The organism is Enterococcus sp. 2G9_DIV0600, assembly GCF_002140615.1.
GTDB classification, from domain to species: domain Bacteria; phylum Bacillota; class Bacilli; order Lactobacillales; family Enterococcaceae; genus Enterococcus_D; species Enterococcus_D innesii.
In genome coordinates this window covers 1,955,138-1,972,499 of the sequence record NZ_NGLL01000001.1, presented here as the reverse complement: position 1 = coordinate 1,972,499, position 17,362 = coordinate 1,955,138, and the positions used below count along the sequence as shown (strand labels likewise).

Sequence of the window (17,362 nt, the reverse complement as noted above, 5' to 3'; positions counted from 1 at the left end):
AACAAATGGTAGTTGGAGATTTTGCTGTTGAATTAGATACAGTTGTAATCGGTGCGGGACCTGGCGGCTATGTAGCTGCCATCCGCGCTGCTGAAATGGGACAAAAAGTAGCAATCATTGAAAGAGAATATATCGGCGGCGTTTGTTTGAACGTTGGTTGTATCCCTTCAAAAGCCTTGATCGCTGCAGGTCATCATTACCAAGAATCTTTGGATTCAACAATGTTTGGTGTAACAAGTGAAAATGTTTCCCTTGATTTTACCAAAACTCAAGAATGGAAAGACAACAAAGTCGTTAAAACATTAACTTCAGGTGTTGGTTTCCTATTGAAAAAACACAAAGTAGAAACGATTGAAGGAGAAGCTTTCTTCGTTGATGATCACACATTGCGTGTCATCCACCCAGATTCAGCACAAACATACTCTTTCAACAATGCAATCATCGCAACAGGTTCTCGTCCAATTGAAATCCCTGGTTTCAAATTCGGCGGACGTGTTCTTGATTCAACTGGCGGATTGGCATTAAAAGAAGTTCCTAAAAAATTCGTTGTTATCGGTGGCGGTGTCATCGGTTCTGAACTAGGTGCAGCTTATGCAAACCTAGGGGCAGAAGTAACGATCCTTGAAGGCTCTCCTCAAATCTTGCCAACCTATGAAAAAGACATGGTCAAATTGGTTGAAGAAGACTTTGCGAAAAAAGGTGTAACAGTCGTTACCAACGCAATGGCGAAAGAAGCAATTGACAATGGCGATAGCGTAACTGTGAAATATGCCGTAGATGGTAAAGAAGAATCAGTTACTGCTGATTACGTAATGGTTACTGTTGGTCGTCGTCCAAATACTGATGACATGGGCTTAGAACAAGCAGGTGTTGAAGTAGGCGAACGCGGATTGATCACGGTTGACAAACAAGGCCGTACCAACGTATCAAACATCTACGCAATTGGTGATATCGTACCTGGTGCTGCATTAGCACATAAAGCTAGCTACGAAGCAAAAATCGCTGCTGAAGCAATCTCTGGTAAAAAAGTTGCCGTTGATTACAAAGCGATGCCAGCAGTTGCCTTTACTGACCCAGAATTGGCTTCTGTCGGTATGACGATCAAAGATGCCAAAGATGCTGGAATTGAAGCAAAAGCATTCAAATTCCCATTCTCAGGTAACGGTCGTGCGTTATCTCTAGGAAAAACTGAAGGATTCATCCGCTTAGTAACAACGGTTGAAGACAATGTGATCATCGGTGCGCAAATTGCTGGTCTAGGAGCAAGCGATATGGTTTCAGAACTTGCTCTTGCTATTGAATCTGGCATGAACGCAGAAGATATCGCTTTAACCATCCATCCACATCCATCTCTAGGTGAGATCACAATGGATGCTGCTGAGTTAGCTCTAGGTTTACCAATCCACATTTAAGCTTTTTGAAACTCGTTCATCATTTGGTGAACGAGTTTTTTTATCACCAAAAATAAAGCGATCCTAAGCTATTGACAGAATCTTCTGGAAATGATACGATGCTCTTAATATTTCAACCGTTGATGAGGAAAGTACATTGATTTGGCAAGCCTAGAGAGTCTTCGTAGGGTGCAAGAAGAACTTGTAGAATCAATCGAAAATGGCCTCAGAGGTGATCTTCTGAACTTGTACGAAAGATAAGAAGATCCGGGTGCGCCCGCTATCGCGTCAGAGTATAACGACGTTTATTTGTCGCGTACTTGCTGAGAAGCATGCTGGAAAGTCTGCTTGAATAAAGGTGGTAACACGTAAACACGTCCTTTGATATCTCGATATCAGAGGGCTTTTTTATTTGTATTATTAAGGAGGAATAGTATGACAGAAAGATTTGAGACGATTCAATTACACGGAGGACAAACACCAGATCCTACCACAGGGAGTCGCGCCGTACCCATTTATCAAACCACATCGTATGTGTTTGAGGACGCAGATCAAGCGGCAGCGAGATTTAGTCTTAGTGAAAATGGCAATATCTATACCCGTATTACCAATCCGACAACGGCTGTTCTAGAAGAACGATTAGCCCTCTTAGAAGGCGGTGTCGGTGCGTTAGCAACGGCTTCTGGCTCAGCAGCGATCACCTATGCGATTTTAAATCTTGCACAAGCAGGAGATCATATCGTTTCTGCTGCTTCAATTTATGGGGGGACCTATAATTTATTCGCTCATACGTTGCCAGATTTTGGCATCACTACAAGCTTTGTTGATAGTGAAGATCTGGCAGCACTAAAAGCAGCCATCCAAGAAAATACTAAAGCAGTTTTTCTAGAGTCTTTAGGCAATCCAGATATTGGTATTGCCGACTTTAAAAAGATTGCAGCGATCGCTCATGAAGCAGGGATTCCCCTCATCATTGACAATACCTTTGCGACTCCCTATCTGTTTCGAGGATTTGAGCATGGGGCGGACATCGTCGTTTATTCCACGACAAAATACCTCGGTGGTCACGGTGCTGCTTTGGGAGGGGCCATTATCGACAGCGGCAACTTTGATTGGACAAATGGCAAATTTCCCAAGCTGGTCGATCCCGATCATAGCTACCATGGAATCTCATGGGTAGAAGCCGCTGGTAACGCTGCCTACATCACTCGGGCACGAACGATTCTTTTACGGGATACAGGCGCTGCGATTTCTCCCTTCAATTCATGGGTGTTGCTGTTAGGCATCGAGACGCTTTCGTTGCGGATGGAACGTCATGTAGAAAATGCGCAACAAGTTGCTGAATTTTTAGCCAAGCACTCGGAAGTTTCTTGGGTTCATTTCCCAACCCTGCCGGACAGCCCCTATTTTGAACGGGCGCAGGAGTATTTCCCCAAAGGAACCAGTTCGGTCTTTTCCTTCGGATTAAAGGGTGGGGCAGAAGCAAGCAAAACCTTTTGTGGCGCAACTAACCTCTTCTCGCTACTGGCGAACGTTGGCGATGCAAAGTCCTTGATCATTCATCCAGCTTCGACGACCCATTCCCAGCTTAGCGTAGAAGAACTTGCAGCAGCCAAAATTCGTCCAGAGACGATTCGCTTATCCATTGGATTGGAAAACATCGATGATCTATTGGAAGATCTCACACAAGCTTTTCAACAGCTCTAAATAGTTGGATAAGTAGGAAAAGCGCAGGATACTATGCTGCGCTTTTTTGTTGTGGGTTAGTGTTTCAAATAAAACTGCGGTTTCTGTTGATAGAAGGATAGTAAATCCATCGGTTCTATGCTATATTTAGTTGCTAAGGAATATGGATAAGGTGGGGGATGTATGCGTAATCATGCAAGTGACAAGAGGATTCGGTTTTACTACACAAGTTTGCAATTTCTTTATTGGATGATGTTTTGCTCAATCTATGGCTTTGCGACACTCTTTTTGATTTATTTCAAGGTCGATCCGGCAAAAATTGGCGGTATTTTAGCCCTAGTCAATATTGCGTCTACGATTTTGCAGCCCTTCATCAGTCAAGTCATTATCAAAAAAAGCAAAGTACCGCTGATCGTTGTCTTGAAAACGATGACAATCGGCGTGGTCACGGTGCTCTTAGCAGGTGTGATTTTCCCTGCATTATCGATACTGACTTATGTTTTAGGAGGGATTTTGCTCGTTTCCATGCAGTCCTTTCTCAACGCCTTGGCATTTGAATACACGAATAGCGGCAACAAAATCAATTTTGGCTTTTCCCGTGCCGGTGGGTCACTAGGATTTGCGGGTACTTCCTTTTTACTGGGGCAGCTCTTAGAGGAGTTTTCGGCAGCCCTGTTGCCAATGATCGCTATCGGGCAAGCCGTTTTGTTTCTCATTATTTTGCTTTTGCTGCCAGCGATCAAGAAGCCAGAAATGCCCGTGATACTTACAGAACAAAGTCATTCAGGTGCCTTTTTGAAAAAATATCCTTTTTTACTCTTTCTCTTTGTCGGGTTTAGCTTTCTCTTCAGCTTCCACACGATGATCAACAGTTTTTTGGCACAAATTTTTGCCGATATTGGCGGTGGCAGTAAGGAAGTTGGCATCGCCCTGATGATTGCGGCGTTATGTGAATTGCCAGGCATGATTTTCTTTGAACAGTTAGTGAGGATACGTTCTAGTCGTTTTTGGCTGTTGCTGTCCAGTGTTGCCTTTGCCATTCGTGGGGTGCTGATGCTGTTGATCAGCTCCATCATCCTGATGGAAATGAGCCATTTGATGCAAGGGATTAGTTTTGCTTTGTTTATTCCAGCTTCGGCTTATTTGTTCAACCATAGTTTGGCAGATGAAGATCGGGTTTTTGGACAAACGATTATTATCATTGCTACCACGATCGGTGGCGTGATCGGCAATCTTTTGGGGGGGATGCTGATCCAAAGCTTCGGTGTCTGGGAAATGCTTTTGATTGGGACTGGGTTTGCCGTTTTGGGTGCTGCATTGACCTTTATCGGTGTGAAAAAAATCCCTAAAAGCGACAAGAAATTAGCGATCATAAGTGAATGATCGATAGTTAAAAAAAAGAGTTGCGGCCGTATTTGCTTCGGTCGCAACTCTTTTGAATCTGATCAACGGGTACTATTTCTTTTCTAATACAGCGATAAATTCCCGCATATAGTCTGGTAGATCTGGGGGACGGCGGCTGGAAACGATATGTCCATCCGTAACAACAGGTGTATCGACCCATGTGGCCCCAGCATTTGTCATATCATCTTTGATGCCTGGCGTACTGGTGACTGTCTTGCCTTGCAGGATATTCGCAGAAATCAAGACCCAGCCTGCATGACAGATTTGACCAATGATTTTTTGGTCTTTGTCCATCGTTTGCACGAAAGAGATGACCTCTGGGAAACGTCGTAATTTATCAGGCGCCCAACCACCTGGAACTAAGATGGCATCGTAGTCATCGGCATGAATATCAGAAAAAGCAAAGGCTGATTCTGCGGGTACGCCGTATTTGCCAATATACGTTTTATGCGCTTCTTCACCGACTAAATCGACTTGTGCGCCTTCTTCCCGTAACCGATGGACCGGATACCACAGTTCTAAATCTTCGAAATCATTGTCGACTAAGGCAATGATTTTTTTGTTTTCTAAACGCAAGAGAATTCCTCCTTTTTCTTGTTATTCTTACTGTAACATCATGCAGAGGGAAACACCAAAAGTATGCTTCTTGAAAAATGCCAAGAAGCTATTTTGAGAATGGTCATTCAGAGAAATGGTATTGATGTAAGCGTTATAATCATTAGGAAAGTAAGCGATAATAAAAGAAAGCCAAAGGAGGCGAAGATGTGGAAGCATTCGAAAAAGCTCGGAAATTTATTTACAAAAACGCGCGCCCTGTAGACCTTGCTCGTTGGCAGTACCATTTTGAAAATGGATCTCGCGAGGCTGTCTTACAGGCGTTACAAGTCTACCAAAATGAAGATGGGGGGTATGGGCATGGTTTGGAACCTGATCATTGGAATCCCAACAGTACACCAATTGCAGTGTGGGAGGCATGTCGAATTTTAAGAGAGCTTGAATGCCTTCATTCGACAAATCCACAAGTCCAAGGGATTCTAAGGTATTTAGCTAGTGGAAAAGAATTTTCTGAAGGGAAATGGTTCAACCAAGTGCCGTCAACGGTATCCTATCCGCATGCGATTTGGTGGGAGAGTCCTGTGGGCGTGCCAGCAGACAACCCAACGGTCAGTCTAGCTGGTACGATCTTAAGGACAGGGGAAACGACCCTCTATCAAAAAGCACAAGCAATCGCCGAAACAGCGGTTGCAAGTTTTCTTAATGAGCCAACCAGTGAAATGCACACATTAGTCGTCTATCTAGAATTATTACAAGACTGTGAAGAAATCCAGTATCAGCCTGTTTTAGCAAATGAATGCTTTCGCGAGATCTTATTCCAGCAAATTCGCCATACAGTCTCAAACGAGCCAGAAGAGTGGTTCACATCTTATGTCAGCAAACCTTCAAATTTTTTCTTTACAAGAGAGCAGCTGCTTGGGATCTTTAGTGAAGAATTATGTAAAAAAGAAGCTCAAAAAATTTTAGAACACCAACAAGCAGACGGATCATTTGTCATTCCATGGCAATGGGGAACGGATTACCCAGAGTTTTTCATTAGTAAACAGTGGTGGAAATCAATTGCTATCATTAAAATTTTTTGTTTTTGCGGGCTTTTCTAGACGAACCTTTTTGAAATCGGCCATCTTTTAATCAGCGATCTCGTTGAAAGAACAAAGGAATTTCCTTCTTATTTGAGATTCATGGAGTTCAGCTTCTAAAAATCCCAATAGTTTGTAAACAAGAGGTACATTCATTGCCAGGATGTACCTTTTTTTGCAGTGGAGGCTCTGACCTATTTTCAATTTTGTGGTACACTGAATAAGATGAATAGGAGTGGTAATATGCGGGATTATCAATATCCTCTGGACTTAGATTGGTCGACGGATGAAATGGTCGTCGTCATGAAGATGTGGGAACGGTTAGAACAAGCCTATGAAAAAGGCCTTCCTAGTAGTACGTTTCTTGAGGCGTATCAAGCCTTTAAAAAAGTCGTTCCCAGCATTGGCGAGGAACGCCGTTTAGGTAGAGAATTTGAAGAACTATCAGGCTATTCGTTATACCATGCCGTGCAGGCAGCGAAAAAGACTGAGGGAAAACTAAAAATGAAAGGGTAGATCAACGAATGCATGAAATAGTTAATGAAGTTCGCCAGTGGATGATCGCTGCAGGCGAAACGATCAAAGACAATTTAAATAAAGAAGACTTGGTGGTCGAGACAAAATCAGGACGGAAAGACTTAGTGACAGAATTGGATAAAGCCACGCAAGATTTTCTGATTGGTAAGATCCAATCCTATGATCCGGATGCCAAAATTTTAGGTGAAGAAAACGGTCTGGACACACTTGCTGACATGAGTGGGCGGGTCTTCATCATTGATCCGATCGATGGAACGATGAATTTCGTTTTAGAAAAAGAAAACTTTTGTATCATGATCGCGATTTACGAAGAGGGCAAAGGGCGCTTTGGCTTTGTCTATAATGTCATGAAAGATGAATTCTTATGGGGTGGTCCAGAGATTGGTGTCTATAACAATGACAAGAAGATCGAACCCCCGAAAGATATTGCCTTATCCGAAGGTCTCGTTGGCTTGAATTCACCCATGTTGATCCATAACCGCCACCATGAAACTGAGGTCAGTGACAAAGCATTAGGTATTCGTATGACTGGATGTGCTGGAGTAGAGCTGATCGCCCTCGCTAAAGGACAAAGAGCAGGCTATCTTTCTCATCTTGCGCCATGGGATTATGCGCCAGGGGGCGTTTTGTTAGAAACCCTTGGATTAAAAATGGCAAACATCAAAGGTGAGCCATTATCCCTGAATGGACGGGAATTGTTTGTCGGCGGTACACCGAAAGCTTTTGAAGAATTATTGGCGATCGTCAATCAATAAGAAAAAACCAGATATTTTTTTAATATCTGGTTTTTTCTGTAAAAATGAAAACTTTGCACTATATTTCAGAAAGAAATTCTGGTATAATGGCTTGTCGAGTGCAATGTCACCAAAAAAGGAGTTTATAAATTGAATATTAGAAATGATATCCGCAACGTCGCTATTATTGCCCACGTTGACCACGGAAAAACTACATTAGTTGATGAATTATTGAAACAATCCCAAACGTTAGATAGCCATACCCAATTACAAGAACGGGCGATGGATTCAAATGCGATCGAAAAAGAACGTGGTATCACGATCTTAGCGAAAAATACAGCGGTTGAATACAACGGAACCAAAATCAATATCATGGATACCCCAGGACACGCGGACTTCGGTGGTGAAGTAGAGCGGATCATGAAAATGGTCGATGGTGTGGTTTTAGTTGTTGATGCTTATGAAGGAACGATGCCTCAAACACGTTTCGTATTGAAAAAAGCATTGGAACAACATTTAGTCCCAATCGTTGTTGTTAACAAAATCGACAAACCATCTGCTCGTCCTGAGCACGTGGTAGATGAAGTCTTAGAACTATTTATCGAATTAGGTGCCGATGATGACCAATTGGACTTCCCAGTGATCTACGCTTCAGCGATCAACGGAACCTCAAGTGAATCAGATGATCCTGCCGACCAACAAAAAACGATGGCACCATTGTTTGATACGATCGTAAAACACATTCCAGCACCAATCGACAATAGCGATGAGCCATTGCAATTCCAAGTATCTTTACTTGATTACAATGACTACGTTGGACGTATCGGAATCGGACGTGTCTTCCGTGGAACGATCAAAGTTGGCGACCAAGTTGCTTTGATGAAACTTGATGGCCAAGTGAAGAAATTCCGTGTCACAAAATTATTCGGTTTCTTCGGTTTGAAACGTTTAGAGATCCAAGAAGCGAAAGCTGGCGATTTGATCGCTGTTTCTGGGATGGAAGACATCTTCGTTGGTGAAACAGTCACACCGATCGATCACCAAGATTCATTGCCTGTTTTACACATTGATGAGCCAACGTTACAAATGACCTTTGTCGTGAACAACTCACCATTTGCAGGTCGTGAAGGGAAATTCGTAACCGCTCGTAAAATTGAAGAACGCTTGATGGCGCAACTACAAACAGACGTGTCTCTACGTGTTGAACCAATCGGACCAGATTCTTGGACTGTTTCAGGACGTGGCGAACTTCATTTATCGATCTTGATCGAAAACATGCGTCGTGAAGGCTTTGAATTGCAAGTTTCTCGTCCAGAAGTTATCGAACGCGAAATTGATGGCGTGAAATGCGAACCATTTGAACGGGTGCAAATCGACACACCAGAAGAATACATGGGTTCAGTGATTGAATCACTAGGAATTCGTAAAGCAGAAATGCAAGATATGATCAATACTGGAAATGGACAAGTACGGATCATTTTCTTAGCACCAGCTCGTGGCTTGATCGGCTATACGACAGAATTCTTATCAATGACTCGCGGCTACGGTATCATGCACCACACCTTCGACCAATACTTGCCAATGATTCAAGGGCAAATCGGCGGACGCCACCACGGCGCACTTGTATCGATCGATACAGGAAAAGCAACGACTTACTCAATCATGAGTATTGAAGAACGTGGAACGGTCTTCGTTGAACCAGGTACTGAAGTATATGAAGGAATGATCGTCGGCGAAAACTCTCGTGACAATGACTTAACGGTCAATATTACGAAGGCAAAACAAATGACCAACGTCCGTTCAGCAACGAAAGACCAAACATCTGTCATCAAAAAACCAAGAATCCTTTCACTAGAAGAATCATTGGAGTTCTTGAACGATGACGAATACTGTGAAGTAACACCAGAAAGCATTCGTTTGAGAAAACAAATCTTAAACAAGAGCGAACGGGAAAAATCACAGAAAAAGAAAAAAACAGCTGACAAATAAACAATGATCAAGGTTTTTACCAACTTCTGATCTGTTCGATTTTCCGAAGGATGGAAAAGGGATTGCTCCTGTGGTGCAGCGGCTCTTCGCCGCAACCCCTAGAAAAGCAATCAGCCGATTTCCCTCCTTCGGTTCTTTTTTGCACGTCTACCCGATCTGTTGAAACGTTAAAATAAGCACCGCTTGCAATTTCGACCATTCCTTTTTAAAATGGAGAAAGTAAGCACAAAGGAGAAATCTATGAAAAATTATCCTGTTAAAAAGAATCAGGAACTTGAAGTCGATATTTTGGACCTTTCCCATGAAGGAAATGGGATCGCCAAAGTCGATGGGTACTTATTATTTATTGAAAACACCCTGCCATATGAACGTGCCTTAGTCAAAGTGTTGAAAGTCGGCAACAAATTTGGTTTTGCCAAAGTGATGAAACTGTTGCAAGCGAGTCCTGATCGGCAAGAATTACCGAATGAAGCATTGTTGCGCACTGGGATCGCCCCATTGAGTCATTTGAGCTATGACAAACAATTAGCCTTCAAACAGCAGCAAGTAGAGAATGTTTTGGCTAAAATCGCCAAACTGCCTGAAATCAAGGTCAATGCACCAATCGGAATGGAAAAACCATTTGGTTACCGCAACAAAGCGCAAATCCCTGTGCAAAAGATTCATGGGAAATTAACGACTGGATTTTACCGCAAAAATAGCCATACTCTGGTACCGATCGAAGACTTTTATATTCAAGATCCAAACATCGATCAAGCAATCATCAAAGTCAGAGATATTTTGCAGCGCTTCAATGTCAAAGCCTACAATGAAGAAGCCCATGAAGGGTTCTTACGCCACATTGTCGTTCGTCGTGGGCATCACTCAGGTGAAATGATGGTCGTATTAGTGACACGTAAACCGAAATTCTTCAAGGGAGAAGAGATCGCGGAAGTGATCCACGAAGAGATTCCAGAAGTTGTTTCTGTCATTCAAAACATCAATGAAGAAAAAACTAATGTGATCATGGGCGAGTTCGAGCGTGTTTTGTATGGCAAGTCATCGATCGATGATCAATTATTAGGCAAAACCTTCCAAATCTCAGCGAAATCTTTCTACCAAGTCAACACAGCGCAAACAGAAGTCTTGTACCAAACCGCCTTCGAGATGGCACAACTGTCTGAAAATGATGTCGTTGTGGATGCCTATGCAGGAATCGGAACGATCGGGATCAGTTTGGCTGATCGCGTGAAAGAAGTGTTAGGGATGGAAGTCATTCCTGAAGCAGTGAACGATGCCAAAGCCAATGCCAAAAGAAATGGTGTCGAAAACGTGCATTACTTTATCGGAAAAGCCGAAAAAATCATGCCGCAATGGCTACGTGAAGGCATTCAACCGACAGTCGTCTTCGTTGATCCACCTCGCAAAGGTTTAGATGCTAGCTTTATCGAAACGACCGCTGCGGTTAAACCAGAGCGCATCGTCTACATTTCCTGCAATCCAGCAACCTTGGCTCGTGACCTCGCATTGTTTGCGGAAGAAGGGTATGTGACAAAGGAAGTCCAACCTGTTGATTTGTTCCCGCAAACGACCCATGTGGAGTGTGTCGTGTTGTTAGAACGTCGTTAAGAAATAACAAGTTTTTTCAGCAATTTTGACCGTGAATTCTTTTTATGGTAATTGTCATAAAACCTTACGATACCAAAGTTACTAGAGAAAGCGAGTCAATTGAGAAATAAGCAACTATAACCCATTTGTCTCTCTAATTACGTCGATTGTGACGTTTAGAATGGATGAAAGATAAAACCAAAAACTGGAACTGAAAGACACTCTTTCTGTTCCAGTTTTTTTTGTTCTTTCTCACTATTGATGAGCAGGGAAAAAATCAATGCAAAAAGCAGTGAAGCTTCAAATATGCAGACAGCCAAATCCTTTAACAAAATGGTTTGTCGGCAATTTATAGTTAATGTGTATAAAAATATGGCATGTGGTGATTAGAAAGTATTATAATAAACGTAGTGAATAGAAAATTTTTGTTAGGAGGGATTGCACATGGCAACGATTCGTGCATTTTCACACAAAGAGATTACACCGCAGAATACGCATTTGTCGAGTTTTAAAGTGTTGATAGAGTCAGCTTTTTATGGGAACAATGTCACTTGGATTGATGATCTAGCCACTGCTTATCACTTAGCAAAAGAATCTTCTGGCGCTATTCTTACGGATATGCCGGTCACCAACACCGAAGAGCTAGGTTTACCAGAGGATGCAAAAGTCATCGTGTTTAATGACGGGAAAGTAGTCGGGCGGACAGCGGCAGCTCGACGCATCATCGGACATCCCGGGATTGATCGAAAATTGTATGAAGGGATTTTAAGAGATGCTTTGTTTCAAGGGACACGTAAAAAATTTTATGGCAGTGAAGTTGTTGTAGGATTAGACGAAGCGTTTATGGTCAAAGCTCACCTGTTGTTACCAGAGCACTATGAAACCAATTTTTACTCTTATTTGTTGAATTTTCAATTGATGACGAAATCATGGGAGGAAAGGTATCAACGTTCCAAAGAATATCCAGAGACGGACATTTTTTTGTACGCTGATCCAGATTGGTCTCATCCTGATTTTCCTTATGGGCTGTCTCTCTTTGATCCTGAACACAATGTTGCGGCAGTCTTAGGCTTAAACTATTTTGGTGAATTGAAAAAAGCGACATTAACTTTGGCTTGGGCTACCGCGCATCGCAATGGCTTTGTGGCGTGTCATGGGGGAATGAAGCAATATCAGTTACCGAATCGAACATTTACGATGGCTGCTTTTGGTCTTTCAGGATCAGGAAAATCGACTATCACATTGGCGGAACATGATGGCAAATATGAGATCAAGGTTCTGCATGACGATGCATTTGTGATTAATCAAACAAAGGGTGCCTCCACTGCTCTGGAGCCTTCTTATTTTGATAAAACGCAAGACTATCCATTAACCAACCCAAATGTCCGCTACTTTATCACCTGTCAAAATGTTGGGGTTACTTTAGACGAGAAAGGAAAAAAGGTCCTCGTGACCCAAGATATTCGTAATGGGAATGGTCGAACCGTCAAATCACGATATGTCACACCTAATCGGGTGGACCATTTAGATTCGCCGATCGATGCCGTATTTTGGATCATGAAAGATGACACGCTGCCTCCTGTAGTAAAAATTGACGATCCGATTTTAGCCGCTGTTTTTGGTTTGACCTTAGCTACGAAGCGCACGACAGCTGAACATATTGTCGAGACCACGGATATAGATAAACTGGTCATCGAACCTTATGCCAATCCATTTAGAGTCTATCCTTTAGGGGAAGATTTTGCCCATTTCATGCACTTATTCAAAGAAAACCAAACGGCTTGTTATATTCTAAATACAGGCTTTTTCAAAGACAAGAAAGTCACGCCTGAAATCACGCTGACATCGATTGAAAAAATCGTAGAAGATGAGGCTGAATTTAAAAATTTTGGCGGGATCACAGAGATGAGTTTCCTGCCAGTAACAGACTTTGAAGTTGATTTTCAAGATGCCTCTTATGTTGCTTATTTAAGAGAGCGAATGCAAGGACGGCTGGACTTTATTTTGGCTCAAGAAACAGAAAATGACGGTTATAATAAGCTGCCTAAAGAAGTAGCAAAGGCAATGGAAAAGGTGATTTCTAAATTAAGTGAGCTTCCTAGTTAATTCAATTGAATCAAACTTTCGCAAGCGGCTTTTCTTCCTGAAACACTTATTTGGTTAGCCAGAAAGGAGCGATTATGAGCATTCAGTTTCACCATATCCAAATCACAGTCAATGATGTAAAAAAAGCAGAAGGCTTTTATGACCAATTATTTGCACTATTAGGTTTCGACCTTCAAAAGAAATATTCTGGGTATTTAGAACATGCCGAGATGGAAGTAGTAGAATATATAGGGGATTCATTTGATTTCGGTATTTGTTCCCCACGAAAAGAATGGAAGAACGAGAAAATCGATTCAAGAAAACCTGGCTCTGTTCAGCACATAGCATTTAAGGCGGAAAGCCGCGAAGTAGTAGATGCGATTTTTCCCAAAATAAAAGCTTTAGGGGTAAAGATCCTTCACGATCGACCAATGGAATACAAAGAGCGCATCGCCCCTAACTACTATGCCTTATTCTTTGAAAGCCCAGAAGGCATTCGTTTTGAACTATTTCATTATGCCTGATTCTTTAAACTAAAAGAGCGTGGCATGAACTTGTTGCGTGAACGTGTTCCTATTCAGGTGATCTTTCATTATGGGGTTCGAATGACCATGCGATATCAGAGACAAACTTTTTTCGAACCTGTCATCAGGAAAACTAGACCACTCTTTTTTTAGTACGTCCCTCTTGAAAAACTATTTGATTTCTAAAATTCATTTGGACAATTCGAAGATGAAAATCTAACTTATGTGTTGAAAAACGTCGATTTTATCATTCTAGAAGCTGTTGCACTGTGGGTCAATAAGGATTGTTGCGTTGATCGCAGGACACTTAAGAGATGGAGGAAGATCAATATGGATCAGAGCATTCAGCAAGATATCGAAGCAATCATTTCCCATCAATATGATCATGGTGTCGATTTATGGTCGACGCCAGACCATAAATTACTAAAAGGAGCACCCTTTACAACCTTAGAGTGTCCTCATTATTTACTTGAACTTGGTATGTCTCGTGAGGAGAACTTATTAAAAGAGACAGCTGCATTGATCTTTCAAGGATGGAGAGAAGATGGCAGATTTAAAATTTCGCCGTCAGGGGGGATCTATCCTTGTCATACAGCACAGGCTTTGCGAACGCTGTGTGCTCTTGGTTACGCAAGGGACCAACGGCTGCAACAGACCTTTCACTATTTTCTTGCTACTCAGGAAGCAGATGGCGGCTGGAAGTGTAATAAGTATAGTTTTGGTCGCGGACCGGAGACCCACTTTTCTACTCCAATGACGACGTTAACGGTCCTTGATGCCTTTCGATATACTCATGATCGTGAGCAGATGGAAACGCTTCATCAAGCAATCGAATTTTTGCTTGCTCATTGGGAGATCCGGCAGCCAATCAGTCCTTGTCATTATGGGATGGGCACATTATTTATGCAGACAGAATATCCCTTTAGAGGGTACAATCTTTTTTATTATCTGTATGTCTTGTCTTTTTATCCTGCTGCCGGAAAAGACGCACGGTTTTGGAGGCTTTGCAGCAGTTTGAATCAAAAGTTCAAAATGGCAATGTCATCGTAGAACGGGTCGTACCAAAACTGGGGAAACTGAATTTTTGTAAAAAAGGACAAATCAGTCCCTTTGCTACACAGCGTTACCAAGAAATCCTTGCTCGATTGGCAGAGGATTGAGGAAAAAACAGCCCTTTGAAAGTTTTCCCTCATCTAGACGATTCTTTTTCTTTTCTGGTACACTGTCTGTATAGAAGCAGTTGATTAAACAACAGAGGGGAGAAAGACATGCAAAAAATATATCTTGTTGAAGATGATGCAACGATCGTCTCTGTTTTAGCAGAATATTTGCAGCAATGGGGGTACGAATGTGTTTCGGCGAAGAATTTTGCTAGTATCTTGCAAGAGTTTCATGAGATCAAACCGGATCTCGTTCTTTTAGATATTTCGCTGCCTTATTACAACGGGTATCATTGGTGCCAAGAAATTCGCAAGACGTCAGAAGTGCCGATCATTTTCCTTTCGTCGATGGATCAACAGATGAATCAGATCATGGCGATGAACATGGGGGCGGATGATTATTTAACAAAACCCTTTAATTTAGCCTTCGTTTTAGCAAAAATCCAAGCGTTGCTGCGGCGCAGCTATCAGTATAGCCACCAACAAGCGCTGACCTTTGAGATAGGGCAAGTAACCTTTTATCCCACAGAAAATGTATTAAAAAAACAGGGGGAACAGTTACCACTGTCTCCAAATGAAGCTCGGATTCTTTCCTTGCTTTTGCAGCATCGAGGGAAGATCGTAGCCAAAGAGACCATCATTGAAATGCTCTGGAATAGTGAAGAATTCATCGATAATAACACATTAGCGGTCAATATGACCCGCTTGCGAAAAAAATTAAGCCAGATCGAACTATCCGATTTGATCCAAACGGTAAAGAATAAAGGCTATTTGATCGAAAAGGAACACGCCTATGACTAACGTGAAAGAATATTTCGTGCTTTATGGAAAGTTTTATCTCGTTTACCTGCTATTTAGTGCGGGCTTATTTGGGCTATTCTTTCTCCATAGCCTTTCATTGGAGCCCTTCATTGACTATGTGGTCTTTTCAGGGGTGATCTTAGGGGGACTTTCCCTTTTTCATTATTTTCGTTACGCACAAAAAAGAAAGCAGCTGCAGCATTTATTAAGAAAAGAACGTATGACGGAAGCGGCGTTGGCGTTCTTGCCTGCCACTCGAAATCGTTTAGAAGACGAATACCAAGCCCTTCTAAGGCAGCTGGCAAAAGAAAAAACGCTGTCCGATTACAAAGCAACCATGAAAAATGAAGAAATTTATGAAGATTTCGGTTTGTGGCTTCATCAAATCAAAACGCCTCTAGCGGCGCTAGATCTTTTGGTGCAAAGCGATTCGTTGTCACCGACGGAGGTCAAAGCGGAATTATTTAAGGTGAATGATTACTTGCAAATGATGTTGAATTATTTACGACAAAATTTAGCGAATGAAGATTTTGTCTTTGAGTCGATTGCTTTAGCGCCCCTCGTTCGTCAAACGATCAAAAAGTATGCCTTGTTTTTCTCGAAAAAGAATCTGCAACTGGACATGGCGGTGGATTTGACGGTGACATCTGATCGAAAGTGGCTCGTTTTTATTTTTGAACTGGTTCTTTTCAACAGCTTGAAGTATACCGAAACCGGTAGCATCAACGTTTTCACTAAAAATAATGCCTTGGTGATTCAAGATAGCGGCATTGGTATTCGCAAGGAAGACTTGCCAAGGGTTTTTGAGAAAGGATATACGGGACAAAATGGTCGCTTTCAGCAACGAGCGAGCGGGCTAGGCTTATATATGAGTCAACAAGCGGCTGAAAAAATCGGCTGCCGTTTAGCGATTGATTCTGAAGTAGGACACGGAACCATCGTCACGCTTCATTTTCCCACCACAAATAACCGATAGCCGCAAACTTTCAACACTGTAAGTTTGCGGTTTTTATTGTAAGTCGATTTTTTCTGCCAGTCAGCTTATTCTAAAAAGGAAGGAGGGAACAAGATGACACTTTTAAACATTCAACAAGTAAAAAAAATCTATCAAAGCCAGCTGAACGGACAACCCGTTGAAGCGTTGAAAAATATTACCTTTATGGTAGAAGAAGGGGAATATGTCGCTATCATGGGGGAATCAGGTTCGGGAAAGAGTACGCTGCTGAACTTGATGGCAACGTTAGATCAACCGACAGCGGGTGAAATGCAGCTGAATGGCATCGATTTGACCACGATCAAAGAAAAAGACGCAGCGAGTTTTCGACGGGATCACTTAGGCTTTGTTTTTCAAGACTTTAATTTGTTGGACACCTTTTCAGTAAAGGACAATATTTTATTGCCATTAGTTTTATCGAAAGTTTCCGTCAAACAAATGGAAAAACAGCTTCAGCCCATCGTACAAACTTTAGGGATCGCCGATTTATTGCAGCACTATCCGTATGAATTGTCTGGCGGACAAAAGCAACGAGTTGCTGTCGCACGAGCGATCATCACAAAACCAGAACTGCTTTTAGCAGATGAGCCAACCGGAGCGCTGGATTCGAAAACCTCTGATCAACTGCTGACATTATTTCAACAGATCAATCAAAATGGACAGACGATCGTGATGGTCACTCACAGTTCGATCGCAGCCAGTCGCGCACAACGCGTCTTGTTTATCAAAGACGGGTATGTGTTTCACCAGCTGTATCGAGGGGATCGCAGCAATACCGCTTTTCTAGAAGCAATCGCCGAAACAATGACTGCTGTCTTTGCAAAGGAGGAGTAACG

The 17,362-nt window shown here is 42.2% G+C and carries 14 protein-coding genes, 1 pseudogene and 1 other annotated feature; of the genes and pseudogenes, 14 read left to right on the top strand and 1 reads right to left on the bottom strand.

Going from position 1 to position 17,362, the window contains the following annotated elements; genetic code table 11:
* Positions 1-5 precede the first annotated feature (5 nt).
* From lpdA to A5870_RS09410, 3 genes are all read left to right on the top strand, one after another.
* A complete protein-coding gene (gene lpdA, locus A5870_RS09420) occupies positions 6-1,412 on the top strand; it encodes a dihydrolipoyl dehydrogenase (RefSeq protein WP_005230052.1) in 1,407 nt (468 codons plus the stop codon).
* Between the two features lie 110 nt (positions 1,413-1,522).
* Positions 1,523-1,776: a binding site (T-box leader), on the top strand.
* A 50-nt stretch (positions 1,777-1,826) separates the two neighbouring features.
* A complete protein-coding gene (locus A5870_RS09415) occupies positions 1,827-3,098 on the top strand; it encodes an O-acetylhomoserine aminocarboxypropyltransferase/cysteine synthase family protein (RefSeq protein ID WP_086292524.1) in 1,272 nt (423 codons plus the stop codon).
* A 162-nt stretch (positions 3,099-3,260) separates the two neighbouring features.
* Positions 3,261-4,460 (top strand): MFS transporter, encoded by a 1,200-nt coding sequence (locus A5870_RS09410; protein ID WP_086292522.1) that lies wholly within the window; start codon positions 3,261-3,263, stop codon positions 4,458-4,460.
* Between the two features lie 72 nt (positions 4,461-4,532).
* Here the strand turns inward: A5870_RS09410 and A5870_RS09405 are convergent, their stop codons facing one another.
* Positions 4,533-5,057 carry a type 1 glutamine amidotransferase domain-containing protein gene (locus A5870_RS09405; RefSeq protein WP_077453782.1) on the bottom strand — a complete coding sequence of 175 codons (525 nt, stop codon included), beginning with the start codon at positions 5,055-5,057 and terminating at the stop codon, positions 4,533-4,535.
* A 188-nt stretch (positions 5,058-5,245) separates the two neighbouring features.
* Here A5870_RS09405 and A5870_RS09400 point away from each other — a divergent pair, with 188 nt between their 5' ends.
* The 11 genes and pseudogenes from A5870_RS09400 (at position 5,246) to A5870_RS09345 (ending at position 17,360) form a co-directional block, all read left to right on the top strand.
* Entirely contained in the window at positions 5,246-6,136 is an 891-nt protein-coding gene (locus tag A5870_RS09400; RefSeq protein WP_242595952.1) for a hypothetical protein, read from the top strand.
* A 222-nt stretch (positions 6,137-6,358) separates the two neighbouring features.
* A complete protein-coding gene (locus tag A5870_RS09395) occupies positions 6,359-6,631 on the top strand; it encodes a UPF0223 family protein (protein WP_008381425.1) in 273 nt (90 codons plus the stop codon).
* Positions 6,632-6,639: 8 nt separating this feature from the next.
* On the top strand, positions 6,640-7,407 hold the full coding sequence (locus A5870_RS09390) for an inositol monophosphatase family protein (RefSeq protein WP_086292521.1): 768 nt from the start codon (positions 6,640-6,642) through the stop codon (positions 7,405-7,407).
* 129 nt (positions 7,408-7,536) lie between these two features.
* Positions 7,537-9,375 (top strand): translational GTPase TypA, encoded by a 1,839-nt coding sequence (typA, locus tag A5870_RS09380; RefSeq protein WP_005230064.1) that lies wholly within the window; start codon positions 7,537-7,539, stop codon positions 9,373-9,375.
* A 240-nt stretch (positions 9,376-9,615) separates the two neighbouring features.
* A complete protein-coding gene (gene rlmD / locus A5870_RS09375; protein WP_086292519.1) occupies positions 9,616-10,983 on the top strand; it encodes a 23S rRNA (uracil(1939)-C(5))-methyltransferase RlmD in 1,368 nt (455 codons plus the stop codon).
* 423 nt (positions 10,984-11,406) lie between these two features.
* Positions 11,407-13,068 carry a phosphoenolpyruvate carboxykinase (ATP) gene (locus A5870_RS09370; RefSeq protein ID WP_086292517.1) on the top strand — a complete coding sequence of 554 codons (1,662 nt, stop codon included), beginning with the start codon at positions 11,407-11,409 and terminating at the stop codon, positions 13,066-13,068.
* Positions 13,069-13,142: 74 nt separating this feature from the next.
* Positions 13,143-13,571, top strand: a complete 429-nt coding sequence (locus A5870_RS09365) for a VOC family protein (RefSeq protein ID WP_086292515.1) — start codon at positions 13,143-13,145, stop codon at positions 13,569-13,571.
* 330 nt (positions 13,572-13,901) lie between these two features.
* Positions 13,902-14,731: pseudogene (locus tag A5870_RS09360) on the top strand (prenyltransferase).
* Positions 14,732-14,839: 108 nt separating this feature from the next.
* On the top strand, positions 14,840-15,532 hold the full coding sequence (locus A5870_RS09355; RefSeq protein ID WP_086292512.1) for a response regulator transcription factor: 693 nt from the start codon (positions 14,840-14,842) through the stop codon (positions 15,530-15,532).
* Complete coding sequence (locus A5870_RS09350; RefSeq protein WP_086292510.1) at positions 15,525-16,508, top strand: sensor histidine kinase; 984 nt, start codon at positions 15,525-15,527, stop codon at positions 16,506-16,508. Before A5870_RS09355 ends, A5870_RS09350 begins: the two co-directional genes overlap by 8 nt.
* A gap of 93 nt (positions 16,509-16,601) precedes the next feature.
* On the top strand, positions 16,602-17,360 hold the full coding sequence (locus A5870_RS09345) for an ABC transporter ATP-binding protein (RefSeq protein WP_010749611.1): 759 nt from the start codon (positions 16,602-16,604) through the stop codon (positions 17,358-17,360).
* Positions 17,361-17,362 lie beyond the last annotated feature (2 nt).